We start from the raw sequence: 26,129 nt of genomic DNA on the forward strand, positions 1-26,129 counted from the left end.
AAAATCATCTACTATTTTCCGCCAAGAAGCCCCTTAACACTTCTCTGTGCATCAAAGACGGCAATATCGCTCGGAACGTTCTGCCCGTTAGTTATATATGACATAGGTGCCCCCGTGTGCATATGTATATTGTACAGATTTCCGGCTGAGCTTGTCTCGTCCATCTTGGTAAAAATCAGTTTATATTTCACGAGCTCCGAATATCCGTCAGCTATCTCAATAAGATCCCTATATTTGGTTGTTGCGGAAAGTACGAGATAGTTTTCGGTTTCTACGCATTCTTCAAGTGCATTTATAAAACCTATCATTGTCATCTTCTGCTCTTCGTTATGAAGGCTGTGGCCTGCCGTATCAACCATGAGATAATCATAATCCTTGAAATCTTCAGCTGCCTGCTTCATCTCTTCAACAGAATAAATAACTCTGAACGGAATATCCATAATGGTCGCATAAGTACGAAGCTGCTCAGCGGCAGCAATTCTGTAGGTATCAACTGTCAGCAGTGCTACCTTCTTCTTTCTGTTTATGCATAGATCCGAAGCCAGTTTCGCAATTGTTGTAGTCTTACCTACGCCGGTGGGACCTATGAAAATCTCAGCTATCGGGCCATCCTGGCTCTCCTTGATTCTGCTGGCCGGTCCAAATTTAAGTACCATTTTCTGATAAACATTGGCAAGAACATATTCCATCGGAATATTGGGTTTACTTACCTTTTCAACCTCATCGGTAAGCTGATTTGCATAAATCTCATCAACCTCATTTTCTATCAGAGTATTGTATAGTACACGAACAAATGAAAGCGTCTCTTCCGATACAGTGTTCTTTTCCTCATGTATATCCGACTGTTCCTCAGAATACAGGTCAGTTTTCACATCATCCTTCTCGTTTTTGAGATTTTGCTCAAGAAGGTTATGAAGACTGTCCAGTTTTTCCTCGATTGCGCTGCTCTCCTCCTGCAAGACATGCTCCTTTATCGGCTCACGTTTCTGCGTTGCAGGGGGCTGAGAAGCTGAAGACACTTTTAGCGGAGGAATCTCTCCCTCTGCCTGGGCCTTTAACAGTTTGTCTGCCATCGATACAGGTTTACTTGGTCTTACTGTCTTAGTATCCTTTGCAGGCTTAACAGACCTCGTTATCTTCGATGGTTCATCTTCAAGCGCTACCGTAACCTCTATTTTTGAGGGAGCAAAAATAGAAAAAAAGCCACTCTTTTTAACCGGTCTGACATTCATTATTACAATGTTGTCTCCCAGCTCTTTCTTTGCAATTTCTGTAGCATCCGATTCAGTTTTTCCGGTAAATTTTTTAATAATCATTTTATGCCGCTACCATTCCTACAGACTGCATTTCAACATTAGGTTCCACTTCATTGTATGAAAGGACAATAAGATCTTTATAATAGTCCTCTGTCATCTTCTTAAAGTACATACGCACTATAGGCGATGTCATAATAATTGGTATCATTCCTGCATCCTCAAGCTTTTTAGCCTGCTCTCCGACAGACTTCAGGATTGCCTTGGTTCTGGTGGGATCAAGAGTAAGATAAGCACCTGTCTCTGTCTGCTTGACTGATTGCATTATCTCCTGCTCTATCTTAGGATCAAGAGTTATGACACTTGTTGTTTCACCCGGATAGAAATACTTGTTGGAAATCGCTCTTCTGAGGCTTTGCCTTACATACTCAGTCAGAATATCGCTATCGTGAGTAGACGGCGCATAATCAGCCAGTGTCTCAAAAATTGTAACAAGATCTCTTATGGAAATACCCTCCGAGAGCAGATTCTGAAGAACCTTTTCAATCTCGCCGAGGCTCATAAGCTTAGGTACAAGTTCATCTACCAGTGCAGGGTTATTCTCCTGAAGATTGTTAACAAGATTCTGAACATCCTGTCTGGTAAGAAGCTCTGCAATATGATTTCTTATAACCTCAGTCAGATGAGTAGCAATGATTGAAGGAGGATCTACTACGGTATAACCGAGCGATTCCGCACGCTCTCTCTGGCTCTCTGTTATCCAGGTTGCAGGCAGATGGAATGAAGGCTCAAAGGTAGGAATACCCGTTATTTCCTCCTCGACGTTACCGGGGTTCATCGCCATGTAGTGGTCAAACAGAATCTCACCGTCGCTCACCTGAATTCCCTTAATCTTAATGATATATTGGTTGGGATTAAGCTGAATATTATCGCGCAGGCGAATAATCGGAACCACGGTACCAAGTTCCAGTGCAATCTGTCTACGTATCATAACTACTCGGTCGAGAAGGTCACCGCCCTGATTTACATCAGCAAGCGGGATAATCCCGTATCCAAATTCAAGCTCAATAGGATCAACCTGAAGAAGACTTGTAACATTTTCAGGCTGCCTGATTTCCTCAGCCTGTTGCTCCTCTTCAGCCATAACCTCTTCCTCAGTCGCACCAATCTTCGATTCTCTGTCCATAAGGAAACCAAGTCCCGCTATAAGGCCTCCGAGCGGTATATACAAAATATTAGGAAGCGGTGTAAATACGCCCAGAGCAGCCACTACGCCGCCAACCAGATACAATGTCTTGGACATGGAAAAGAGCTGCCCAATAAGAGCAGGTCCAAAGTCTGCTTCCTTGCCGCCTTTTGTAACAAGAATACCTGTGCTTAGCGACACAAGAAGTGAAGGTATGGAACTTACAAGTCCGTCACCCATTGTAAGGATGGAATATTTATCAAGTGCATCCGTTACAGGCATCCCCTGCCTGAGTACACCCATCAGGATACCACCGACAATATTTATTATGGTGATAATAAGTCCTGCAACCGAGTCTCCTTTTACATACTTCGTAGCACCGTCCATTGCTCCGAAGAAACTCGCTTCATTCTGGATCTTCTCACGTCTCTCTTTTGCTTCCTGATCTGTGATAGCTCCCGTGTTAAGATCGGCATCAATAGCCATCTGTTTACCGGGCATAGCATCCAGTGTGAATCGAGCCGATACTTCAGCGACACGCTCAGAACCTTTGTTGATAACCATGAACTGAACAAGAATAAGCATTCCGTACACAATCGCACCAATGATAAGATCTCCGGCTCCTACGAAAGATCCGAATACCTCAATAACCCTTCCGGCATCTCCTCCAGTGAGTATAAGACGCGTAGATGATACGTTAAGTGCAATACGGAAAATTGTGGTGAACAAAAGGATAGTCGGGAAGAATGACATATCCAGTACTTCCTTGGAAAACATGGCTGTAAAAAGTATCACAAAAGAAAGTGACAAATCCATCGCCAGAAGCGTATCCATCAGCCACGTAGGAATAGGGATAATGAGCATCATAATAGCTGCAACAAAATAAAGCGCTACTCCATAATCAAAAGCACGCTTTCTTATTGTTTCAAGCAAGCCTGAATTCATGATTATCCCCCTTTCCCCATTTTTTCATAATTATACATAATTAGTATAGCGCATACCATATATTGTATTCAAGAGAAAAATGGGGCACAAGTTTAGAGGAAGTTCTGCTCTACTCTGTATGACATCTCACCAGACTCGAAAAAACCTTGTCAGGTGATCTGCACATCGCTATCGCTCGCCAGAACAAGGTAATTACTAAGCTCGAAAATACCTCGCTAAGTAATTACACTTTTCCTTGCAGGTGATATACAAATGCCAGAACCTCAGCAACTGCCTGATACAGCTCCGGCGGGACAAACTCTCCGACTTCCACATTTGCATAAAGCATACGGGCAAGAGGCTTATTTTCAACTATTTCTATGCCATGTTCCTTGGCAACATCTTTGATTCTCTGAGCCAGATAATCCTCACCCTTTGCTACAACCTTAGGTGCATCGTAAAGATCAGCATCATAAGAAATCGCAACAGCATAATGAGTAGGGTTTGTGATGACAACATCTGCCTGGGGAAGCTCCTGCATCATTCGACGCTGTGAAGCCTGCATCATTCGGCGACGCTGCTGTCCTTTGATCTGAGGATCTCCTTCTGTATTCTTGTATTCATCTTTTACTTCCTGCTTGGTCATTCTCATATCTTTCTTGAATTTCCTTCGCTGGAAGACAACATCTGCCGCCGCGATAATTACATAAATCGCAGCAATCCTTATTCCAACATCGATAACCATCGATCCCATAAGACCAATGGCCTGTTTCAAAGGCATATCATAGAGTGTAAAAAGCGACGCTGTGACACCTGTAAAATAGTTATATACAACAAAGCTTATTATGGCTATTTTGGCAATTGATTTAAAAAGCTCAAATAAAGATCTCGAAGAAAAAATCTTCTTGAAACCGTTTATCGGATTAAGTTTACTAAGTTTGGGCTGAAGCGGCTTACTTGTAACCTTCCATCCAACCTGAGCAACATTAGACACAAGTCCGATAAGTAGAGCTGCAGCAAAAAAAGGCAGTGCCGTAAGAAACATGATAATTACCGCATGTTTCATCACTGCTGTAATATTCTGAAACGGAGTATTTCCGGAATGCATTATTATAATGTCTGGAATCTGAGTATATACATACTTGAACATTCCCGAAAAATTATTCCCCATATATCCGTAAAGAAGTCTGATCATAATAAAAAGCGCAAGAAGACCTGCCGCATTTCCAACCTCTCGGCTGTTAGCAACCTGTCCTTCATTTCTGGCATCCTGCAACTTTTTTGCTGTGGGTTCCTCGGTTTTTTCACCGCCGGGACCATCCGCAAAAAACTGCAAATCATAAGAGATCATAAGGCCATTATTAAGTTGTCCAAACTCCTCACATAAGGTCATTTATAAACTCCGTGATCATTTGTCGCATATTGGAAAATATGAAATCCGACGCATTGTAAAGCAACGTACTGGTTATATACATAATAAGCAGTCCAACGATAAGCTTGAGCTGCATACCAACAGCAAACATGTTCATCTGAGGTGCAACTCTTGCGAGCACACCCAAAATAACGTTCATCATGAATGTGACAATAAAAATCGGAAGACATATGCGAAAACCGATGATCATATACGCACTCAAAAACTTTATCATTGAGTTAAGAAGCTTATCCGAGTTGAATATCGCTCCGTTAACCGGTATCAGCAAAAATGAATCCGCAAGAGCCGAAACAAAGTATCTGTACAAACCGCTCACAAGCATCATTGCAAGAAATGAATACTGGTAAAGACCTGCCGAGACAGGCACCTGCTCTCTTGAATTAGGGCTCATTACCTGTACCATCGAAAGTCCGACCTGCATATCGGCAACCTGTCCTGCAAGCGAAGCTATCAAAGTACATATCTGTGCCGAGTAACCTATTATAAGTCCCGTAAAGAACTCCTTCAGGACAATTATGGTGTAGCCTAATACCGTGTTATACTCGAGGGTATTCACAGGTGCAAGGCCATATAAAAGAAAAGACAGGAATACCGAAAAACAGATTTTTACACGGTGCGGTGTATTATTCATACTAAAAAAGGGCGCAATATAAACAAACATTGTCACCCTCACAAGTATTAGCAGAAATATCTCAAGGTCACCATAGGTGAATGTGAAATCTATCAAGTCATCATCCTCCGCTAATGAATGTACAGAGAAAAATCTGACCAAATTTTTACTACATAGTTGGACAGCTCAGTAAGCATCCAGTTTCCGAGAAGCATAAGCGCCAAAAAAGTAATAATTATCTTTGGCACAAATGTCAGAGTCTGATCCTGAATGGACGTAACAGTCTGAAAAATCGAAACAGATAGACCAACTATGAGGGATACCAGAAGAACCGGCACCGCTATTTTTATAACCATGAATAAACCGTTACTCATGATGGCAGTTACATCATCTACTGTCATAGTTACCTCCTTAATAGAACGTCTTCACAAGGCTTCCGATTATCAGATTCCAGCCATCCGCAAGTACAAACAGAAGAATCTTGAACGGCATGGAAATAGTTGTCGGCGGCAACATCATCATACCCATACTCATAAGTACCGATGATACAACCATATCTATTACTATGAACGGAATATAAATCAAAAAGCCGATGATAAAAGCTGTCCTGAGTTCACTGATAAGGAAACTCGGAACCAAAACCGCATTGGGAATACTGTCCAGTTCCCCATCCCATTCGATATCATCAATTTCCATGAAAAGGCGAACATCCTTAGTCTGAGTCTGGCCATACATAAAATTCCTGAAAGGAATCATAGCTGTATCCAAAAACTCCTGCTGCTCTATTTCTCCCTTGTCAAAAGGAACAACTGCAGTGTCATACACCTCCTTAAGAGTCGGCTGCATAATGAAAAATGTAAGAAAAAGAGCAAGTCCGAGGAGAACCTGGTTGGGCGGTGATGTCTGCGTGGCAATAGCCGTTCTCGTAAAGTGAAGCACTATGATGATTCTGGTGAAACAGGTCATCATGATAAGAAGAAGCGGTGCCAGCGAGATAAGTGTCAGGGTAATAAGGATACGAAGCGCACCGTTTATAGTCCCGTTTCCGTTATCATAGGTTACAGTGACAGTATTTGCGATATTGAGTTCTTTAAGGTCGTCTGCATCCTTAGCGGAACCCGGCTCAGTTATATTCGTCCTCTCTCCGTCCGTCCCCGTAAGATTAGTCTCCCTGTCAACAGTCGGATCTGTAGGGTGCGTATCATCTATGTAAGAGGTTGATGCATATATAGTCACAGATCCACTGTTAAAAATACAAAAAGCCATAACGAAAGAAAGGCATAACAAAGAAATGCCTTTCCTCAATAATGGCTTTAAATCAAATACTCCCCGAAAATTCTTCATACCTTTTACTTCTTCTTAAACCGCTCTAAAACTTTATCAAATTCCTTGGCAAAATCAACAGGTTCTGAACCCCTTACTGCCGGCGGTTCATACTCATCCTCCGAAAGCTCGGTCAGAAGAGTGACCGAATCTTTACTTACAGAAATTACCAGATACTTATTAACAACCCTCACAATCTGAAGATATTTTGTAGTTGAAATCCTACAGGTCTCCATTACCTCCATATTTGATGTGAAGGTGGATTGCTTCTGATATTTCGCAATCCATTTTGTTACATAATAGGTCGCAGCCAGGACCAGAAAAAACAATATAAGAACAGTAATCAGCTGCGCCACCGATGAAACTCTCATTTTTATGACCTTTCAGAAAATTACTGAACTATCTCCGTTACACGTACGCCGAAACTTTCCTCGATTACTACAACCTCGCCCTTTGCAACAAACTTACCGTTAACAAGGACATCTACAGGTTCACCGGCAACCTTTTCAAGCTCTATGATGGTACCCGGTGCGAAATCAAGGATATCGGAAATTGCCTTAGCTGTACGACCAAGTTCAACTGTAACCTCAAGCGGAACGTCCTTGATAAGGCCGATATTCTCTCCGGCTGCCATCATGGGGCCACCACCCGCAAAGCTCTGGAACTGAGCAGGCTGAACATTTGCTCCCATCATCTGAGGCTGCATCATAGGCATACCCATAGGCATCATAGGCATACCCATCTGAGGCATACCCATCTGGGGCTGCATCCCCTGCATCATTGAAGGATCCATTGCAGGCATTCCCTGAGGTGCTGCAGCGCCCATGCCCATATCAGGTGCCATACCCATATCGGGTGCAGCTGCCGGAGCAGGCGCCGGTGCCGGAGCAGCTTCTTCAGCAGGTGCTTCGGTACTGATAGTATCCTTAAGGCTCTTAGCAAAATCTATAGGATACAACTGCATAAGAGTCGAATCCACGAGTTCACCGATCTGCAGTTTAAATGTAACGCGGCAGAAGGTTCCTGTCAGGAACTCAGAAATCTCACTTGGATCATCATCGATCATATCAAGCAAGGTAGCCTCCGGCGGACTGATATCGACTTTCTGACCAATCATGGTAGAAAGTGATGTTGCCGCAGCACCCATCATCTGGTTCATAGCCTCGGAAATAGCTGAAAGCTGAAGTTCCCCAACCTCACCCTCAGTATTTGTTCCGTCACCACCCATCATAAGATCGGTGATAACCATAACATCATGCTCCTTGAGGATAAGGATATTAGTACCCTCAAGACCTACCGTATATTTAATCTGAATAAATACACAGGGTTTCTCATAATTATTTAAAACTGTATTCCAGTTAGCAAGCTCTACCTGAGGCGTAGTGATATTAACCTTCTGATTAACAAGGGAATAAAGCGTTGTAGCTGAAGATCCCATACTGATATTGGCAACTTCACCTATCGCATCCTTTTCCTCATCATTCAGAAGACTCTCATCAATTTCTCCGGCAACGAAACCACCGCCACCGCCTGAAGGAGCATCTGCAGCAGGAGCATCTCCGCCCGCATCAGCAGCGGGAGCATCTCCGCCACCGGCATCACCACCTCCTGAATCCATACCGGCGAGCAGTGCATTTATTTCTTCCTGTGAAAGCATTCCATCCATGCTGCTACTCTTCCTCCTCTCTAATTACCGACGTTATCTTGACGGCGTACTTATCTTTAGCTGTTCCGGGCATTGCAGTGAACTTATAAATATCACCGACATATACCTGTAATTCGCTATTAACCTGATTATCAAGTCGAATTATATCGCCCCTCTGGAGCTGAACAAAATCGCTGACCGATACGTTACATCTCCCCAATATGGCCTTAACCGGAACATCGACATGTCTGACAAGAGACTCGAGATGTTCACCGTAAGTATCATCATCATGCTTCTGCATGGTTGAAAACCAGAACTTCGTATTCAGCTTATCCATAACACTCTCAAGCGTGAAGTACGGAAGACAGATATTCATCAGTCCCTCGACATCACCGATCTTGATATTAAGTGTCACGATCGCGATCATATCAGTAGGTGAAATTACCTGTGCAAACTGCGGATTGGTTTCAATCCTCTCCATGATAGGATTTATCGCAAGAACGTTCTCCCACGGTTCAACCATAAGCTGCATACATATGGTTATCAGCTTCTCAATAAGCGGCATCTCAATATCGGTAAAGGGCCTTGTCTTATCAAGTCCGACGCCCTCTCCTCCGAGCATTCTGTCTATAAAGGCAAAACCGATATTGGCCTGAAGCTCAAGAATAATGGTTCCCTGCAAAGGTAAGAAATTAATAATTCCCAAAATTACAGGGTTACTCAGTGCGTTACTAAACTCCGAATATGTTACGGTCTCGGAGTTTGCCACCGAAACCTGCACGTTTTTTCTAAGATAAAGCGGAAGTGTTGTTGATAACAATCTTCCATAATGTTCATAGATCATCTCGAGGGTTCTCAGGTGTTCCTTAGAGAACTTTGCCGGTCGTTTAAAGTCGTAATCCTTGACTTTCTTCTCATCCGCAGCGGACATCTGATCCACGTCGAGTTCACCGGTATTTAGAGCCGCGAGTAGATTATCTATCTCATTCTGTGATAATACTTCACTCAAGCGTAGATCACCTCACTTTTACAGTAACAAAGTACTTTCATAACAAACTCTTTTCATACTCCCCAAAATAAAGACTATATATATTACTGATATACGGTTCCGGAAAAGCTTACATCATAGATAAAGCCGGATCCGAAAAGTTCCTGTATCTGCTCCAGAAGAGTAGCTTTGGCTTCATCCTCATGCTGTCTGATCTCATCCAGTGTATACGCGCCGATAACAGTGGTAATCTTGGACTTGATCATATCCTGATAGGTTGCAATTGCTTCATCCGTACCATAGGTATTGTAATCCTCATTGGATTTATCCATCGAAAGAACGATGGTTGTAAGCATGTAATGTGCTTTTCCGCTTCCGTCCTCTTTAAGCGTGATAGTCATATCAGCAATGGAATATGATGCAACATTTGCAATATCCACATTACCTGTAGCGGATCCCGAAAATCCCTGACCGTTTTCACCACCGTTGGCCTCAATCTGAAGAGCGGCTGCGATATCTCCGATAAGAGCAACTGCCTGATTGTTGGTGGTCATGACCGTCAGCATCATAAATCCTGTCATACCTGTGTTAACTAAAAGTAAAGCCAAAATAATAATTGCAAGCAGGTTCTTTTTCATTTTTTTGTCTCCCTTTTAATACATTGGACTGAGCGGATTGTATATCCTTATCTCTACTCGCCTGTTCCTTGCTCTTCCTTCCGGTGTGGAATTGTCCGCAACCGGTTCATACTCTCCTCTTCCCGAATGCTTCAACTTTGAAGGGTCAAGATTGGTATTCTCAATAAAGTAGTAGAATACCGAAAGTGCTCTTGCATCACTAAGTTCATCATTGTTTGTTATCTTACCTGAAGATCTGTGCATAGGAACATTATCTGTATGTCCCTCGATCTCTATCGTCCCACCGGCATATCTCTCAAGAACCGAACCGACTTTATTAAGAATCGAGTCTGCTCCCGGCTTAAGTACAGCGTTACCGGTGTCAAACAAAATCGCTCCCTGAAGTGTCAGCTGCACGAACTGGCTGGTAAAATTAACATCAACCTGTTTTGCCACATCCAATGAATCCAGAGCTTCATTGACCTCAGCTGCCAGCGCCTCCGAAGCCTTGAGCTGTTCAGCCTCAGCCGCCTCCTGAGTTTCCTCGGAATTAGCACCTTGCTGGGTAGCATCACTCTCTGTAGACATCTCTGTGGAATCACCCTCGGAACCAGTTCCGGTTGCATCTCCTTCCGATCCGCTTCCTTCTCCTCCGGTTCCCTGCATGATACCACTGGTGTCTCCTTCTGTGTTTATTCCGGCTCCGCCGCTCTCACTGGCATTTTCGCCCTCGGAATCGGTAATATCCTCATCCTGGGAACCTGACTGAGATACACCCATTGAGATAATATAGTTGGACAGCTGATTGAGCTGTGAAATACCGTCTCCGACCAACGCGCCTTGACCAAGTGCAGCTTCACCACCCTGGAAAATACCAAAGGCTGAACTGAAGGATGCGGCAACCTCCTCGAACTTCTGCGCATCCATGGTAGCCATGGAGAAAAGCAAAACGAAGAAGCAAAGGAGCAGGTTCATAAGGTCACCGAAAGTACCCTGCCACGCCGGCAAACCGGGCTTTATTTCTTCTGGTTTTTTAGCCATTATTCTCCTCCGCCTCCGTCACCGGTGCCGTTCTCTGCCTCATAAGCAGCTCTGTTAGCAGGTGAAAGGAACGATTTAAGCTTCTCCTCTGTTACACGCGGGTTTTCACCTGCCTGTATAGAAAGAAGTCCCTCAATGACAATACTTTTCATAGTATATTCTGCATTATCCCTTGCCTTGAGCTTATTCTCGGCAGGGTAGCAAAACCAGTTCGCAAGAACCGATCCGTAGAACGTTGTGATAAGGGCAACGGCCATGGACGGTCCGATTGATGAAGGATCTGACATGTTCTGTAGCATAAGAACCAGTCCAAGAAGGGTTCCGATCATACCCCAGGATGGTCCCATACCTGCAACATCAGCAAAGAATGTATAATTCTCTTTATGTCTTTCTGACATAGCATCTATCTCAGCTTCAAGGATAGCCTTAACCAGTTCGGGCTCGGTACCGTCAACTATAAGTCCGACACCCTTCTTCATGAAAGGATCTTCAATGTTGCTGGCAGCTTCTTCCAATGCCAGAAGTCCCTCTTTACGTGCAGTATTGGAAAGATCAATTATCTGCTTGATAACAGCCTTAGTATCATCCGTCGGCATCTTAAAAATCAGCGTGTAGGATTTAAGGCCGTTAATGAAACTGGGCATGGTTCTGGATGCCAAAACCGCCATGAAAGCTCCGCCAAACGTGATCATCGCGGAAGGCGCATCGACGAAATATTTAACACCGGTGATACCGGCACCAAACACAATACTCAGAATCATGAAAACGAAACAAAGCAATACACCAAGTAATGACGCTATATCCACTTAGTTTTCTCCTCTCATAAAAAAACTTTAGCCGAACTTATTTCTCGTTACATTTCTTCATGATCTCAGGAACAGATTCCTGTACAATAAACTTACGTCCATTCGCCATAATAATGACTGTGTCGGGGGTGGCCTCCACTGTTTCTATAAGATCCTCATTGACCAGCATAATGCGGCCATCAATTCTGGTAATCTCAATCAATTTTTAGCCCTCATATAATTATTTTTTGAAAAAAGCATTCAGAAAATAATCTCCCACTGAAGCAAAATTATCACGAATCAGTTTAATTAAGATAATTTTATCATGCTTTTTCGATGAATAGGCATCCTGAAAGACGCAAAAACACAGCTTTTGTATTTTTATTTCAAAATGTATAGTTTTTGATGAAATAAAATTACACGCTACATCTTGTGCATACTTCATTTTTGATTATACAACATCTCGTGATTTATTAAAATAGTTTTGGCTCTTTTTCTGAAATAATGATGGCCTGTTTTTACTTTAAAGAATTTTTCGGGTTTGTTTATTTGTATTTAATATATTGATTTCTGATCAACAGATAATTCAATGATGTTATTGAAAATTTATTTCATAATTTTCTAAATATTATTGTAATTAATTTTCAACCGAATCTCTTCTAGCGAAAATGGCGCTCAGGTTTGAGCGCCATTTTTGTTTATCTTAGCTTTATCTCCCCCTCGCTAAGTTATTACCTCTTCAGATTTGTCAGCTCCTCAAGGAGTGTATCTGAAACTGTGATGATTCGGCTGTTAGCCTGGAATCCACGCTGGGTTGTGATCATGCTGGTGAACTCACTTGAAAGGTCTACGTTTGACATTTCCAGAACACCTGTGGTGATGTATCCGCCGTCTGTTGTTACATCCTGGATTGTAGCTTCGCCGGAGTTAAGTGTCTGTGTATAGAGGTTGTCACCGTTCTTCTCAAGACCTGATGCGTTAGCAAATTCTGCTGTTGCGATCTGTCCAAGGAGCTTTGTCTGACCGTTTGAATAGGTTGCGTAGATTGTTCCGTCCTTACCGATTGTAACACCGTTCATCTCGCCGACTGCACGTCCGGTCTTAAGACTTTCCTTATCACCCTTAACTGCTCCGATTGTGGAGGTTGCCATTGTATTGTAGTTAGTTGTGGATGAGAAATCCATGTTTACATCTGTGAAACCTGCCATCTTAGGCTGTCCATCGATAACAGCGTCCTGGTTGAAATTAAGAACGATCTTCTCTGTGGGCTGCTCGATGGCGCCGGTCTTTGCATTGTACTTAAGTGTAATTGCGTTGTTTACAATCTGAAGTGTTCCGTCATCAAGGATGTGATAGGTAAGTGTCTCGTAGTTTCCGGAAGTCTTGTCAGGTGTGTAGTTATAAACATCCGGGAAGAAATCTGCTGTAGCTGTTGCATCGAAGATCTCTGATACATAGCCGGTTCTCGGAATCTTGTCGTAAACTGTTTTTCCTTCTTCGCTTGCATTCTTGAAGGTAGCGGTTGTCTCGTCAAGTTCGATTTCAAATGTAAGCTGTGTCTCGGTTGTTGTCTTTGTAATTGCAAAGCTCTTTACACCTGAGTTATTCTTTGTTCCGATTGTAAGTGTTGATCCGTCATCGCTGAGCTTATAGGTAACATCATCATTACCGGGTGTGTAGTTGTAGATAGCTTTAAGCACATTCTTCTGTGAGTTTGTAAGTGAGCTGATATTTCCTGAAAGCGGTACTGCTGTCTCAACTTCGCTCTTGTAATTTCTGTATACGATGTTTGATCCGGTATTCATGTAAACCGAATAGGTATTTTGGTTCTGATATTCGTTAGCAGCTGACTTTGTACTTGTGGTCTTGTAGATAGTAATCTTACCATCTGTGGCAATTTCATATTTGTAGGTATATGTACTGTTGTCATCAGATACAGGGATATCATTTGCTGTCATGCCGTAGCATTCAAGTATTTCAAGTGATTCGGGATCAAGGCTTGAAAGATCACCTTTTCTGTCAAACTTATGATTTTTCTTATCATCACTGAATACAGCTGTTGTTCCTTCTGTTGAGTAAACATATTTTGTGCTGTCATAAGGTCTTTCGGTAAGCTGAGTTGTTGCTACTGTCGTTACTTCAACAGTCATAACTCCGGCATCAGAAATCGTATATTGATATGTGTATAGCTCTGTACCGCTTGCGTTCTGCTCCGGAAGTGGTGTTGCTTTAAGCCCCAGTGCTTCAAGATCAAGGGGAGCTGACGATTCGCTGATAGCATCTGTTATCGGTAACTGTCTTGTTGTTGGAGGTGTCGACGGAACATTTATTGTTACTGTTCCTACAGGATTGTTATAATCTGTAATACTAAGTGGTCTGGTAAGTGTTGTATCTCCTTCTACGGTTGTTTCAACCTTAGTAATATCGATCTTTCCGTTTGTAAGGTTGATTGTGTAGCTGTAAGTGTGATTTGCATCTACTGGGTAGTTGGATCTGGATAATCCGTATGCTTTAAGCAGATCATCTGTTAAAACATTAGGTCCGGATGCAGTTTCGGGGATATCTATATTAGTATCTGTATTTCTGTTATTCAATGTAATTGTTCCCGAATCATACTTAACTATTCTGTAATCTGCATCAAGCGGCTTTTCTTCATGTGATTCACCGTTTCTATACAGTGTAAGACCTGATACTCCGTCAGATGAAAGTCTATATGAATAAGTTACACTGTCTTCGCCTGTCTTAGGTATGTAATCAAGGTCTTCAACCTTTAAGCCAAACATTGATTCAAGGACTTCCTTCTGGCTGGAATCCAAAACACCCGTATTGGGCATATCCAGAGTTCTGGGAAGTGTTGCATAAGTGGAATTCTCATAGGTTCCGTATGTAACTGTGGTATCTGTGCTGCTGTTCTTATAATAGGTTCCAAGACTTGATGATGATGTATCTGCCTGTGTTACAGGGTATACGCTGATGGAGCCGTCGGTGTTAATTGTGTAATAATCTGTAGATGCTACTGAAGTATCTCCTGCTACTCCAACTGTAAGTCCATACACATTTCTCAGAAGTGTAGGTGCCTTATCAACGAGATTTGAAATTGCTCCGCTTGTAGGAATTCCTGAATATGCGGTTGATCCTGATGAATTTTTAAAAGATACATTCTTAGCACCAACTGTTGCTGTATAGTTAACTGTTGTTACTGTCTTTGTCCAGGAATCACGAAGTCCGTAGGTCTGCTCATCATTATCAAGGTCTGTGAAGGTTACGTTGCTGAGCTTCTCTGCGCCGATTGTATTCCCCTTGGAATCAAGGATATCTTCGAGAGTCATTGTATAAGTATGCTCGAGGTCATCAACGTCGCGAACAGCGAATTTTGCTGTGTAGAGATAACCAAGATTGTCGTAGAACTCGAGAGTTACGGTTTTTCCGTTATCACTTGTGATGTTTGTGTCGTGTGCGTCAATGTTACCGCTTACAAGTCCTTCTGTTGTTCCTTCCGGAGGATATGTCATGTTCTCGGCACTCATGATCTGAAGTTTGCCGATACCGCCGTTTGTGTTAACGGTGATGGCACCTGTCTCGGGATCTTCCTGTGCTGACCAGCCGTATACAAAGTAACCTGTTGACTGCATTGCGAGGTTTCCTGCACCATCTACATAGAAGGAACCGTCTCTTGTAAACATTGTCTGGTTTCCGTTATTTACTACATAGAAAGCGTCGCCGGTAATTCGCATATCGAACGGATTGTTAGTTGTTTCCGTTGCGCCCTGCTGAGTGATTGCTGTTGCAATCGCGCCTGATTTTGCACCAAGACCGATCTGACGTGCATTGATACCACCGGTTCTCTCGGTAGCTCTGGATGCGCGCTGCGTAGTCTGGTACATCAAATCACTGAAGGTGATAGACTGTGACTTGAAGGATGTGGTGTTAACGTTCGCGATGTTATTACCGATAACATCCATCTTGACCTGGTGGGTCTTAAGTCCTGCTACACCAGAAAAAAGTGATCTCATCATAAGGCATGTCCTCCTACTTTGATGGGGGACGGCACACATATTCTATTTTCCGGTTGGAATGAAAAAGAAGGGGAAACGTGATTGAATTCCGTCTGGCGTTCGGGAATTCGTGACCTCCTTAGATACTTACCACTTCCGATAAGCTTACGGACAGCTGCCCTGTCCTCGGTCCGGTCATATTTCTTCTTTCATTCTGTCCATTTTATAGAACTTATGCGATTACCGCTCCGTCTATATTGGTAAAAATGTTGCTGCCAGTTTCCTGACTATCCATCGCTGTAACTACTGTGTTGCTCTTTACATTTACGATGAAGGCAAGCTGATCAACCAGGATAAGTGATTCGTTTATTCCTTTCGCATTGGCCTGATTCCTTGCGTTATTCAGGCGGTTCATCTGATCCTGTGTGAGCTCAATGTTGCGGTCACTTAGTCTGTTGGAAGCGTGCTTTGAAAATCTGACACCCTCCCTGCTTTCTTCGATCTGAGAGAGGATTTTGCCAAAGTCCGAATTCTGGACGCCGGCGCCGCCTCTGATCTTCTCGCCCTGACCAAAGTACTGGTTCTGAACCTGTTCAATTGAAAGGAATCCGCTTGTATTATCTATTCTCACGGCTTACTCCTTTCCATAAACAAACACTAAGCCTAATTGCTTTACCGCTCTATATTTCGGCTTGCTAATCAAAAACTTAAACCCAATTTACAAATTTACATAAATTTAATAAATGATATGATTCATTTATTCGGTTGATACGCTTTCATCGGGGTCGTTTGTTATCTCGTCGATCTTTGCTTCCTTCTCAGCCTTCTGTCTTTCCTCGTAGTCTGCCTGATTCTGGTTAGCTTCCTTTACAAGTTCCTGAGCTCTCTTATAATACTTTTCAAGTTTATCAATATCAGACTGATCAAGAAGAGCAATTGCATCCGCATCCATATTCTCGTAAAAGCTGAAGGCCTTGTAAATTGCATCCGCATCGGTAAATACCATGTTTTCATAAACAGGGAACTTTTCCATCATCTCTGCAAGATCATCTGCCTGATCATGAATCTCTACAAAGTGGCTGTCCGCTACTGAGCTTACATCTTCCATCTTGTAATCTGTTCCGTCTATATTCAGATATGCTTCTCCGCTCTTGTATGTTACATAGTCAACCTTGCCCTGAACCTGCTGGCCCGCCTCATTTGTAACGATAACGGTTTTTCCAACAAGGTCGGATGCTCTGGACATTGAGAAAGCCTCTGCCATATTGGATAGCTGTTCAACCTGTGTAAAGGTCGCATACTGATTGATATACTCGGTGTTAGAAGTCGGCTCCAAAGGATCCTGGTACTTCATCTGTGCACAGAGAATATTCATAAATGCGTTTTTGTCATATCCCTGATTGGCCGCCGCTTTAGTAGCGTCACTGGTTTTGCTCTTGGTATCAACGAGTTTACCGTCTTGAACTACTGCATTTACACTCATTTAATTACCTCCGCCGTATATCATGCTGAAAAATCGACTGAGTTGCCGTTAATCGCCATCATCTCAGCTGTGAGCTGATCTTCCTCGGCTATTTCTCCGACTTCCTCTAAGGAAAGGTCTCCGAGTCTTATTCTTCTCATGGGCTTTCTGACAGAACTCTGCGCATCAGCATCATCTTCTCTCTGGCTCTGGCTGTCATTAAGTGCCTGATCAAAAGCTCCTGCGTTTACTGTTACTTCTACTGCAGTAACCTTTACGCCCTGCTCATTAAGCTTATCCTGAAGCTGCTGTATCTGGCTTTCAATGGCTGCCCTTACATCTTCGTTCTGAGTGAGGAACTTTGCTATTACATTTCCGTCCTTAGCCGCTTCGATGATTACATTTACATTTCCGAGGCTTGCCGGATGAAGCTGAAGTTCCATTGTGGTTGTATCGGATCTTACATTCATTTTGATATACTCGGTTATCTGATCCATTATCTCCTGAGTGTTAGCCCTTGCCATCTGCCCATAGCTTTCGGTCTCCACTACTTCGGTAAGAGATGCTGATATCTGATTCATCACCTGGTTGTATACAGACCCTTCTGTGTTTTCCTGTTTCTTGTTATCACTATGATGCTCTTCGTGATGTTCCTGTGTCTCTACTGTAAGCTGGAAATTTGGAGTTGCTTCTTCGTTTTCAGCAATTCCTGCTGCCTCTGTAGTTGTAGTTGTTTCTTCTGTTTTAGTCGCCTCTGCCACCTGCTGGCTTACTTCCTTTACAATGCCGTCACCTGTAAGGTCAAGTCTTACTGCCTCAGAGGATACCGCATTTTCAAAGGTCTGAGTAATTGCCGGATTATTTGTATCTGCAACAATTTCTCCAATTTCCTGTCTGGGTTGCTGTTCACTTAAAGCTTCATTGAAATCCTCAAGTGCGGAGTTAAATCCTTCTTCATTTAATCCAAACTCCTCCATGAGGTTCTGTCTGGTAGTGTCTACCGCATCCTGCATATTCTGTACATTCAGATACAAGTCTGCATTGGTTACGATGGCCATTACGTCATTTGCAGCGGTAAGCTGGCCAACTATCTGTGTAAGATTTGTAGGATCAAGTATTGCTACATTTGTAAGTCCCAGTGTTGCCATTGCATTCTCGATGTCTTCGATATCGACACCAAGTTCATCTGCAAGCTGTTCCATCAGAAGTCTGCTGCTTTCAAGCATAGCCTGTTCCAAAGCGGTCTCGGCTTCATCTGCCGCTGCAATAGCAGCTGTGTCTTCGCCGGCATTTTCTTCTGTTACTGTCACAACCTGGGCATTTTCTTCTGTCTGTTCCGTGACATTTGAAGTTTCTACAGCTTCCTCGGCCGTTACATTTTCCTTTTGTGTATCTGTCTTTGCTGCCGTTGTCTCGTCTGTAGTAGTTGTCTCTTTTACAGCTGTCTGTTCACTGTTTTGTGTACTCGCCTGCTGAGCTGCCTGTGACTTTTCGTAGGTCGCACTTACATTATTTGTCGCTGCTCCTGTCTGTGTAAGAGTCCTTGCTACATCTGTTGTAATTGACGCTGTCTGCTTCTGCGAGTTGGCATTTAAAAGCGCTTTCTGGAAATCTGTAGTCTGCTCCTTTGTAGCAGCAATTCCTTTTGCTGTCTGGGTATTGGTATATGTATTTAGTGTTCCAATACCGGGAATCGCGTTACTTATCAAAGCTTTTTCCTCCTTTCCCTTTTAGATTTGGGTATGGTTTGCCCATAGCTTTACATAACTAATATCGGCCATGTGGGAGAAAACTTAACCCGCATGGCCGAAAAATATTAAAAATTTATTAAAATTCCCCTCATCCGGCACTTCGTGCCACCTTCCCCCCAAGGGGAAGGCTTAGTTGCCTACTCCGGATACTGTAGCCTTATGTGTGGCAGGTTCCATGTAGTCGGTAACCTTACCTGCATATTCCTCTGTCATCTTATCAAGAATAGCACCGCGGTTTTCGGCACTCATCTTGCCCAAAATTCTCGAAATGAGTCTTACCGCATCTCCGGTATCATTCTCAATCATTGCATCAAAGATTGCTGCAGCTTCCTTTGCCTTCATGGATGAATATGCTTTTACATATTGTTCCAGCTCAATATCATCCGCTTGTCCCTGAATGATCTGTGCATAAATCTGCGCTGCAACGTCAGGTTCAATCTCCTCATAGTATTTTCTATATTCATCTACTGAAGGCGCGTTGTCCGCATAAACAACGTTCTTGTAGAAGTCCTCTTTTTCCTGTTCGAGCTTGGACTGATTCTCCTCAAAAGGTTGGAGCCTGGTCACTTCGGTCTGAAGCTTTTCATTCTCTTCCTGAAGATTCTTGTTCTCTTCCATTTCCTTTCGAAGCTCATTCTCAAGCCTCTTGATATAGAGATTAGCTTCATCAAGGCTGCTCGCAAGCTGTTCATCAACCGGATTCACAAGCGGCTGTTGTGCTTCTTCCTGCTTCTTCTTTTCTGTAGGTGTGTAGCTTCCCTCCGGAAGAATATTGTTAATTCCGGGTATGTCCCCTATGATCGGTGCAAGAACATTTGAGCCGAAGCCTCCCACATCCAGCTTAATGAAAATGCCCATAATAATGAGCCAGATCAAAATGATAATGAAAGTGATAACAAGTGTAGCCGCACCACCACCATCATCACCGTTCAGCTCAGCATTTCTCTCTGCCAGTTCAGCTTCCTTCAGCTTTGCAGCTTTTCTCTGCTCTTTTAGCTCCTGGCGAAGGGCTTTTCTCTCTTCTTTTATTTTTTTTCTGGCTTCTTTATCAGGATCTACCGGCTTGGGTAAAACCGAAGCTTCAGTATTATCCTTTGCGGGTTTGTCTGCCATTACTGTTCCTCTCTGGTACGTTTGGTGTATGTGAAGCTTGATCTTTCATCAACTTCTTTTGCCTCGGCTTCTTTTTCTTCCTCGACAAATTGTTCATAGGCTTTTTCTCTAAGCCTCTCCTGCATCTTCCTCTCCTGCACGGCTCTGGTGAGCTTCATTCTTGCGACTTCGAATTTTGCTCTGTAAGCATCAACCTTAACTTCCTGATCCTTTATTATGACATCCATCTGCTTTTCGTAAAAATTGTTGTCCATGATCTTCTGAACATCCATTATACTGGCGCTCCGAAGCTCATAGCCTTCCTGAATAAAAGCATCTCGCGTTTTATTGTAGTCATTCAATATATCAAGCTGATCATTAAGTTCCTTCAGAGCCTGGGCGAATTCCATCTTGACCTGCTCTTCCTGTTGGAGTCGCAGATTAAGGACGCCCTGAAGGGGATAGTTGAATCTTGCCATGGCCCCTCATCCGGCACTACGTGCCACCTTCCCCCTAGGGGAAGGCTTCTATCTTATTCTTTGAACATGCTCTCCAGCTGCGCTACGACTTCCTCATAGGTAAACTTTTCATCTGTCTCCTGCATAAGGAATTCGTTCACGGCATCTATTTTGGATACGGCATAATCAATGTTCTTATTGGCTCCCGCCTTATATGCTCCGATGTTTATCAAATCTTCAGCATCGGAATAGGTTGCAAGCACATTCTTTAGCTTACCTGCTGCTTTCTTCTGTTCCGAAGGCGCAATGGCGCTCATACATCTTGAAATGCTGGCAAGTACATCTATAGCCGGATAGTGGTTCTTTTGAGCTAACTTTCTATTGAGGACTATGTGTCCGTCAAGAATACCTCTGGCGGTATCTGTAATAGGCTCATTAAAATCATCACCATCGACCAGGACAGTATAGAGGCCTGTAATTGAGCCTTTTCTAGACTTACCCGCTCTCTCAAGGAGCTTAGGCATCTCAGCATATACACTCGGCGGATAACCTCTTGATACCGGAGGTTCACCACTCGCAAGTCCTATCTCTCTTTGTGCCATGGAAAAACGTGTAAGAGAATCCATCATCAAAAGCACGTCTTTTCCCTTATCACGAAAATACTCCGCAATTGAGGTTGCGGTTTTAGCCGCTTTAAGTCTCTCAAGCGCAGGTTTATCAGAAGTTGCAACCACAACTATTGAGCGTTCCATGCCCTCAGGGCCAAGGTCTCTTTCTATGAATTCACGGACCTCCCTTCCACGCTCTCCGATAAGGGCAATGACGTTAATATCCGCATTGGTATTTCTTGCAAACATACCCATAAGAGTAGACTTACCGACACCGGAACCGGCAAATATCCCGATTCGCTGTCCTTTTCCTACTGTAAGAAGGCCGTCCACTGCCTTAACTCCAAGTGATAAAACATCCGAAATCGGATCTCTTGTCATTGGATCCGGCGGCTGATTTTCAACGGAGTATGCTATTCCGTTTTCAAGAGCAACGCCCTTTCCATAGTTGGTTCCGTCTATTCTTCCAAGACCGTCAAGGGTTTTTCCAAGAAGGCCTTCTCCAACATTAACGCGAAGCGGCGAGTCTGTATTTTCAACAATACTGCCGCTTCCTATACCGCTAATATTCTCATAAGGCATAAGAAGTACATGATTATCCTTAAAACCCACGACCTCAGCCATGGTTCCCCTTCCGGAAGGTCTGGCTGTAGCTTCACCTTCCTTCTTCTTGGAATAAATATAACAGATATCTCCCATCTTAGCCTCGGGGCCCGCAGATTCTATCGTAAGTCCGACAACATTAACAACCTTGCCTCGAACCTTGTAAAACATATTGTTAGATATCTTTTTATATTTTGAATAATCGATAATTCCATTTGCCATCAGCGCCTACTCCTGTCAAATGATAGAAGCTTCAACTTTCTCGAAAGTTCCGAAAGCTCCACGCCAAGAGAGCAGTCAAATACACCACCCTCGGATTCAATTATACATTCATTCTCTTTAAGAAGCGGATCCTCAACAATTTCAAGAGTTGAATTCGGGGATGCCATTACTTCCTCAAGGTTCGCCTTTTCATCGGATACCAGATCATAATCATCGGCTGATATATGCAAAATAATATCAACTCCGCTCTCCATCTTTCCAAGTGTAGTTCTTATGAGATGAAGGATTATATCTTTATTTTCTCGAAGGTCAACATTAAATACATGCTCGTAAATTTGCGTCAATGTATCAACCATATCAGGCTCAATGCTCGCAACCAGCTGCTGAAAATCCGATTGTTGCTTATCTTTTTCGGCCTGGATCTCCTCCTCGGCCTCTGCCTTCATCTTTTCTATTTCCTCAGCGGCCTGTTTTATTCCTTCTTCATATCCGGCAGCTCTACCTTCCTCCATGGCCTGATTACGTATTTCATCAGCCTGAGCCTGGGCATCATCAACAATCTGTTTGGCCTGTTCCTCTGCCATTCTGATCTGTTCATCAATCTGAGCCTGTATTTCTTCCAGATTGATCTGCGGAACTTCCTCTGCCGGGGGCTCCGGCTCGGGTGTCATATCCATACCAAGGTTCATATCCTCCTCGGACATACCCATTCCCTGGTTATCAAAATTATCTCCCTGATATCCGTACTCACCCATTGCTTCGGGGTTCTCACCATATCCTTCAGCCGGATTTGTGCCGTACATACCCTCCCCTGAATCATAGGGGATATTCTCTCCAAAACCTTGCTGGCCTTCCATTCCGTAACCGGAATTCTCATCATAAACGCCCGAATTATCAAATCCATCACCATAATTCTGAACACTTTCTTCCGGAAATCCCTCCTGAAAGCCCTCATTAAAGCCACCAATCTGATTCTGGTCATCAAAATTGGTGTTGCCTATGATATTTTGACCCTCATCGTAAGCACCTACCTGTTCAAAGCCAAGTCCTTCCTCAAACGCGCCAAAAGCAGGCACTGGTTCACCTTTCTCCAATGCCTCCCTTCTTTTGGCTTCCTGGGCCTGATATTTTTCTATTTTCTGCTCAGCAAGTTCGTTGTTATCAATGATGTGCTTATCGTTTTCATCAACCTGATACCAACCGAACTTAAGTAAATTAGATTGATTAGACAACCAGGTCATCACCTCCGCCTCTGGAGATTACAATCTCACCGGCATCCTCAAGCTTACGTATAACATTAACAATCTTCTGCTGTGCTTCCTCAACATCCTTCATACGAACAGGTCCCATGAAGTCCATGTCTTCCTTAATCATTGCAGCAAGACGCTTAGACAGGTTGTTAAAGATAGCGGTCTGTACCTGTTCAGTAGATCCCTTACAAGCAAGGCCGAGGTCAGCATTGTCAACATCACGCAGCACGCGCTGAATAGCACGGTCGTCCAGAAGAAGGATATCCTCGAAGACGAACATCTTCTTGCGGATCTCATCTGCTAGTTCAGGCTGCTCGATTTCCAGAGTCTCCATGATATGTTTCTCAGTAGCACGGTCAACTGCATTGAGGATTTCAACCACAGCATCTACACCACCGACAACCGTATAATCCTGGTTAACCAGTGATGAAAGCTTGGACTCAAGAACTCTCTCAACTTCTTTGATCGTATCGGGACTTGTTCTATCCATTGTTGCGATACGCTTTGCAACATCAGCCTGTCTCTCAGGCGGCAGCGCACCAAGGATCATAGCACTCTGTGCCGATGACATATAGGACATAACAAGAGCAATAGTCTGCGGGTGTTCATCCTGTATGAAGGTAAGAAGCTGTGAAGGATCGGCCTTTCTGATAAACTCGAAGGGCTTAACCTGAAGAGATGCAGTCAGTTTACTGATAACATCCATCGCCTTATCTTCACCAAGCGCCTTCTCCAGAAGTTCCTTGGCATAGTTGATACCACCCTCAGCAATATACTGTTGGGCAAGACAGATTCCGTAAAACTCCTCGATAACCGCTTCCTTAACCTGAGGTGTTACACTTCTAGTGTTAGCAATCTCAAGAGTCAGTTCCTCTATCTCATCTTCTTTCAAATGTTTAAAAATGGCGGATGACTTTTCCGGTCCGAGGGCAATCAAAAGGATGGCTGCTTTCTGCGTTCCTGAAAGATTCGCAGTAAGAGCCGGATCATAATTCCCTGCGGGAGGTAATCCACCCGCCGCTGCGGCAGCAGCGCCACCTTCTAATTCGTCATCATCAAATTCTTCGCCGTCGATAGCCATTGTAAGTATTCCCCTCCGTGATTTTTAAGAATTACATCTCAAAGTCTTCCTTGAGCCAGTTGCGAAGAAGTATCGCTGCAGCTTCCGGATTCTCTTCGATAAACTTCTCGATGAGTTTCATAGTCTCGCTTCCTTCTTCCATGGTTATATCCGCAAGACCACCCTCCTCCTCAAGATATTCATCCGGCTGTGATTCTAGAAGCTCCTCAACTGAAAGTTCATCAGGCAGAACCTCTTCCTCAGCTTCTTCAATCTCGATTTCTTCTTTTCTGGTTCTGATACTTCTCCAGATAACAAATGCAAGAAGTCCGAGAATAAGAAGTATAAGTATCGCCTGTAGGACATCCGTAAAGGTAAGTCCTTTTCCCTCTGAATCAAAGAATTCAGGCTGTTCGTACGCTGTCATTGAAATATTTGCTGCCGAAATACCTGTCGCTTTGGCAACAATATTTATCGTATCCTCAGCCACCTCTGCCTGTGTGACCCCGGTATTCTCCTTAAATTCCTTCCAGGTCATGTTCTCATGCTCTTCAGGCTTATAGTTATCCTCATTATAGATAACATACTTTGTAGCTGTAACGGAGATTGTGGACTCTTCATAATTCACCTTACCTGAAGGTGTATCAACAGTTGTAATCTCCTCGTTAGGAAGATAATCCTTGGATTCCTCTTCTATCGTAGATGATGAATTCTCATTATCCTGAAGCATATAGGAGGTCTCATCATCATTATTGGTATCAGTTCCGGGAATGCCGCTTGTGCCGTTTACATTCTGGGCACTGTAGTTATCCTCATGACTCAAAACACCCTGTGTCTGATCCTCAGCAGGTGTATAAGTATGTGTCGTCTTTTTTATATTTGAAAAATCAAGGATCAGGTTACTTGCAACTTCAATATCATTGTAGAGCTTTGTGCCCTTAAGGACTCTGATAACTTCATTTCTCACCTGCTGCTCTGCCTTGGTCTTAGCATTAAGCTGAGTGCTGGCAAGCCCTGCAGCAGTAGTATCTTCGGAACCGGAGAACAAAAGATTTCCATCGCTATCCATGATGGTTATCTTCTCCGTTGTATTATTTCCAAGTGCCGTTGCTGTTGCCTTAGCAAGAAATGCCGCATTGTCTTCCGTAAAGGACTCAGGATCCCTAAGTCTTAAGAATATCGATGCTGAAGATTCCTCGTTTTTGGATAAAAGAGTTCCATCATTGATCGGTATATGAAGCTCAATTCTGGCACTGTCTATATCATCAAAGTACTCTTCAAAATCGTGTCCGAGCTTACTTTCAAGATAAGCTATGTATTTTTTTTGCTTATCCGATTCTGTTGTTGAAAAGCTGCCGTTGGTTACATTATCAATACTATAGGTATCGGGCTGTATATAGTTTGTACCCAGCAAAAGAGAGGCATTACTCTCATCCGATTTCAAAACCTCAAACCTGAGATTGTCCTCTGATTTTCTGTACTTAATACCGTTTTCATCAAATAATTCAATTATCTGTTGCGACTCCTTCATAGTCTCAACAGTAGCAACCGTTACATATTTGGGCTGGTTGTATACAGTAACCAGTATAATAATTACCATGATTACTGCAGCTACGCAGGCTCCAATAAGCGTCTTCTGTCTGATTGTAAAGCGATTCCACCACCCAAGGATCCTGTCCCTGAGATCCAAAAGACGTTCTCTCATACTCCTCTCCTCCGTACTTACTTCTAAAGCTTCCCCTCATCCGGCACTTCGTGCCACCTTCCCCCAGGGGAAGGCATATAGTTTCTTCATGCCACCTTCTCCAAAGGAGAAGGCTAATA

General features: G+C 43.3%; 23 protein-coding genes. All 23 read right to left on the reverse strand.

Annotated features, from left to right (window positions below; translation table 11 throughout):
* Window positions 1-11: 11 nt before the first annotated feature.
* The 23 genes from flhF to fliF all read right to left on the reverse strand — a co-directional run bounded on the left by flhF (window position 12) and on the right by fliF (window position 26,010).
* Window positions 12-1,316: a flagellar biosynthesis protein FlhF gene (gene flhF / locus G596_RS0101965; RefSeq protein ID WP_022760151.1), complete on the reverse strand. Its 1,305-nt coding sequence runs from the start codon at window positions 1,314-1,316 to the stop codon at window positions 12-14.
* A gap of 1 nt (window position 1,317) precedes the next feature.
* On the reverse strand, window positions 1,318-3,384 hold the full coding sequence (gene flhA / locus G596_RS0101970; RefSeq protein ID WP_022760152.1) for a flagellar biosynthesis protein FlhA: 2,067 nt from the start codon (window positions 3,382-3,384) through the stop codon (window positions 1,318-1,320).
* 223 nt (window positions 3,385-3,607) lie between these two features.
* Complete coding sequence (gene flhB, locus G596_RS0101975) at window positions 3,608-4,756, reverse strand: flagellar biosynthesis protein FlhB (protein WP_022760153.1); 1,149 nt, start codon at window positions 4,754-4,756, stop codon at window positions 3,608-3,610.
* Entirely contained in the window at window positions 4,743-5,522 is a 780-nt protein-coding gene (locus tag G596_RS0101980; protein WP_022760154.1) for a flagellar biosynthetic protein FliR, read from the reverse strand. The genes flhB and G596_RS0101980 overlap by 14 nt, the downstream gene beginning before the upstream one ends.
* Before the next feature lie 14 nt (window positions 5,523-5,536).
* Window positions 5,537-5,806 carry a flagellar biosynthesis protein FliQ gene (gene fliQ, locus G596_RS0101985; protein WP_022760155.1) on the reverse strand — a complete coding sequence of 90 codons (270 nt, stop codon included), beginning with the start codon at window positions 5,804-5,806 and terminating at the stop codon, window positions 5,537-5,539.
* Window positions 5,807-5,816: 10 nt separating this feature from the next.
* Window positions 5,817-6,671, reverse strand: a complete 855-nt coding sequence (gene fliP / locus G596_RS0101990; protein WP_022760156.1) for a flagellar type III secretion system pore protein FliP — start codon at window positions 6,669-6,671, stop codon at window positions 5,817-5,819.
* Window positions 6,672-6,754: 83 nt separating this feature from the next.
* Window positions 6,755-7,099: a flagellar biosynthetic protein FliO gene (locus G596_RS0101995; protein ID WP_022760157.1), complete on the reverse strand. Its 345-nt coding sequence runs from the start codon at window positions 7,097-7,099 to the stop codon at window positions 6,755-6,757.
* Between the two features lie 20 nt (window positions 7,100-7,119).
* Window positions 7,120-8,394, reverse strand: coding sequence for a flagellar motor switch phosphatase FliY (fliY, locus tag G596_RS0102000; protein ID WP_022760158.1), 1,275 nt, complete (start codon window positions 8,392-8,394; stop codon window positions 7,120-7,122).
* A 4-nt stretch (window positions 8,395-8,398) separates the two neighbouring features.
* On the reverse strand, window positions 8,399-9,382 hold the full coding sequence (gene fliM / locus G596_RS0102005) for a flagellar motor switch protein FliM (protein WP_022760159.1): 984 nt from the start codon (window positions 9,380-9,382) through the stop codon (window positions 8,399-8,401).
* Between the two features lie 83 nt (window positions 9,383-9,465).
* Window positions 9,466-9,999 carry a flagellar basal body-associated FliL family protein gene (locus G596_RS0102010; RefSeq protein ID WP_022760160.1) on the reverse strand — a complete coding sequence of 178 codons (534 nt, stop codon included), beginning with the start codon at window positions 9,997-9,999 and terminating at the stop codon, window positions 9,466-9,468.
* A gap of 15 nt (window positions 10,000-10,014) precedes the next feature.
* Window positions 10,015-11,019 (reverse strand): OmpA/MotB family protein, encoded by a 1,005-nt coding sequence (locus tag G596_RS0102015; protein ID WP_022760161.1) that lies wholly within the window; start codon window positions 11,017-11,019, stop codon window positions 10,015-10,017.
* A complete protein-coding gene (locus tag G596_RS0102020; RefSeq protein WP_022760162.1) occupies window positions 11,019-11,825 on the reverse strand; it encodes a motility protein A in 807 nt (268 codons plus the stop codon). The genes G596_RS0102015 and G596_RS0102020 overlap by 1 nt, the downstream gene beginning before the upstream one ends.
* A 37-nt stretch (window positions 11,826-11,862) precedes the next feature.
* Window positions 11,863-12,027, reverse strand: a complete 165-nt coding sequence (locus G596_RS24285; protein WP_022760163.1) for a flagellar FlbD family protein — start codon at window positions 12,025-12,027, stop codon at window positions 11,863-11,865.
* Between the two features lie 508 nt (window positions 12,028-12,535).
* Window positions 12,536-15,820, reverse strand: a complete 3,285-nt coding sequence (locus G596_RS25835; protein ID WP_026671156.1) for a flagellar hook-basal body complex protein — start codon at window positions 15,818-15,820, stop codon at window positions 12,536-12,538.
* A 211-nt stretch (window positions 15,821-16,031) separates the two neighbouring features.
* Complete coding sequence (locus G596_RS0102040; protein ID WP_022760166.1) at window positions 16,032-16,430, reverse strand: TIGR02530 family flagellar biosynthesis protein; 399 nt, start codon at window positions 16,428-16,430, stop codon at window positions 16,032-16,034.
* Between the two features lie 126 nt (window positions 16,431-16,556).
* A complete protein-coding gene (locus G596_RS23370; RefSeq protein ID WP_022760167.1) occupies window positions 16,557-17,282 on the reverse strand; it encodes a flagellar hook capping FlgD N-terminal domain-containing protein in 726 nt (241 codons plus the stop codon).
* A 20-nt stretch (window positions 17,283-17,302) separates the two neighbouring features.
* On the reverse strand, window positions 17,303-18,970 hold the full coding sequence (locus G596_RS0102050; RefSeq protein WP_022760168.1) for a flagellar hook-length control protein FliK: 1,668 nt from the start codon (window positions 18,968-18,970) through the stop codon (window positions 17,303-17,305).
* A gap of 171 nt (window positions 18,971-19,141) precedes the next feature.
* A complete protein-coding gene (locus G596_RS20560; RefSeq protein WP_022760169.1) occupies window positions 19,142-20,125 on the reverse strand; it encodes a hypothetical protein in 984 nt (327 codons plus the stop codon).
* On the reverse strand, window positions 20,125-20,583 hold the full coding sequence (gene fliJ, locus G596_RS0102060) for a flagellar export protein FliJ (protein ID WP_022760170.1): 459 nt from the start codon (window positions 20,581-20,583) through the stop codon (window positions 20,125-20,127). Before fliJ ends, G596_RS20560 begins: the two co-directional genes overlap by 1 nt.
* Before the next feature lie 53 nt (window positions 20,584-20,636).
* Window positions 20,637-21,995 (reverse strand): flagellar protein export ATPase FliI, encoded by a 1,359-nt coding sequence (fliI, locus tag G596_RS0102065; RefSeq protein WP_022760171.1) that lies wholly within the window; start codon window positions 21,993-21,995, stop codon window positions 20,637-20,639.
* The gene (locus G596_RS0102070) at window positions 21,995-23,227 is read right to left on the reverse strand and encodes a FliH/SctL family protein (RefSeq protein ID WP_196805176.1); all 1,233 of its coding nucleotides are present in this window, start codon (window positions 23,225-23,227) and stop codon (window positions 21,995-21,997) included. Before G596_RS0102070 ends, fliI begins: the two co-directional genes overlap by 1 nt.
* Window positions 23,220-24,326, reverse strand: a complete 1,107-nt coding sequence (gene fliG / locus G596_RS20565; RefSeq protein ID WP_022760173.1) for a flagellar motor switch protein FliG — start codon at window positions 24,324-24,326, stop codon at window positions 23,220-23,222. Before fliG ends, G596_RS0102070 begins: the two co-directional genes overlap by 8 nt.
* Window positions 24,327-24,357: 31 nt before the next feature.
* The gene (fliF, locus tag G596_RS0102080; protein WP_022760174.1) at window positions 24,358-26,010 is read right to left on the reverse strand and encodes a flagellar basal-body MS-ring/collar protein FliF; all 1,653 of its coding nucleotides are present in this window, start codon (window positions 26,008-26,010) and stop codon (window positions 24,358-24,360) included.
* Window positions 26,011-26,129: the final 119 nt, after the last annotated feature.

This window comes from Butyrivibrio sp. AD3002 (assembly GCF_000420905.1).
Lineage (GTDB): Bacteria > Bacillota > Clostridia > Lachnospirales > Lachnospiraceae > Butyrivibrio.

What these genes read in the sequence shown, in the direction of transcription:
- flhF (WP_022760151.1), bottom strand. Translation starts at nt 1,316, where the DNA reads ATGATTATTAAAAAATTTACCGGAAAAACTGAATCGGATGCTACAGAA.
- flhA (WP_022760152.1), bottom strand. Translation starts at nt 3,384, where the DNA reads ATGAATTCAGGCTTGCTTGAAACAATAAGAAAGCGTGCTTTTGATTAT.
- flhB (WP_022760153.1), bottom strand. Translation starts at nt 4,756, where the DNA reads ATGACCTTATGTGAGGAGTTTGGACAACTTAATAATGGCCTTATGATC.
- fliQ (WP_022760155.1), bottom strand. Translation starts at nt 5,806, where the DNA reads ATGACAGTAGATGATGTAACTGCCATCATGAGTAACGGTTTATTCATG.
- fliP (WP_022760156.1), bottom strand. Translation starts at nt 6,671, where the DNA reads ATGGCTTTTTGTATTTTTAACAGTGGATCTGTGACTATATATGCATCA.
- G596_RS0101995 (WP_022760157.1), bottom strand. Translation starts at nt 7,099, where the DNA reads ATGAGAGTTTCATCGGTGGCGCAGCTGATTACTGTTCTTATATTGTTT.
- fliY (WP_022760158.1), bottom strand. Translation starts at nt 8,394, where the DNA reads ATGGATGGAATGCTTTCACAGGAAGAAATAAATGCACTGCTCGCCGGT.
- G596_RS0102010 (WP_022760160.1), bottom strand. Translation starts at nt 9,999, where the DNA reads ATGAAAAAGAACCTGCTTGCAATTATTATTTTGGCTTTACTTTTAGTT.
- G596_RS0102015 (WP_022760161.1), bottom strand. Translation starts at nt 11,019, where the DNA reads ATGGCTAAAAAACCAGAAGAAATAAAGCCCGGTTTGCCGGCGTGGCAG.
- G596_RS25835 (WP_026671156.1), bottom strand. Translation starts at nt 15,820, where the DNA reads ATGATGAGATCACTTTTTTCTGGTGTAGCAGGACTTAAGACCCACCAG.
- G596_RS23370 (WP_022760167.1), bottom strand. Translation starts at nt 17,282, where the DNA reads ATGAGTGTAAATGCAGTAGTTCAAGACGGTAAACTCGTTGATACCAAG.
- G596_RS20560 (WP_022760169.1), bottom strand. Translation starts at nt 20,125, where the DNA reads ATGGCAGACAAACCCGCAAAGGATAATACTGAAGCTTCGGTTTTACCC.
- fliJ (WP_022760170.1), bottom strand. Translation starts at nt 20,583, where the DNA reads ATGGCAAGATTCAACTATCCCCTTCAGGGCGTCCTTAATCTGCGACTC.
- fliI (WP_022760171.1), bottom strand. Translation starts at nt 21,995, where the DNA reads ATGGCAAATGGAATTATCGATTATTCAAAATATAAAAAGATATCTAAC.
- fliG (WP_022760173.1), bottom strand. Translation starts at nt 24,326, where the DNA reads ATGGCTATCGACGGCGAAGAATTTGATGATGACGAATTAGAAGGTGGC.
- fliF (WP_022760174.1), bottom strand. Translation starts at nt 26,010, where the DNA reads ATGAGAGAACGTCTTTTGGATCTCAGGGACAGGATCCTTGGGTGGTGG.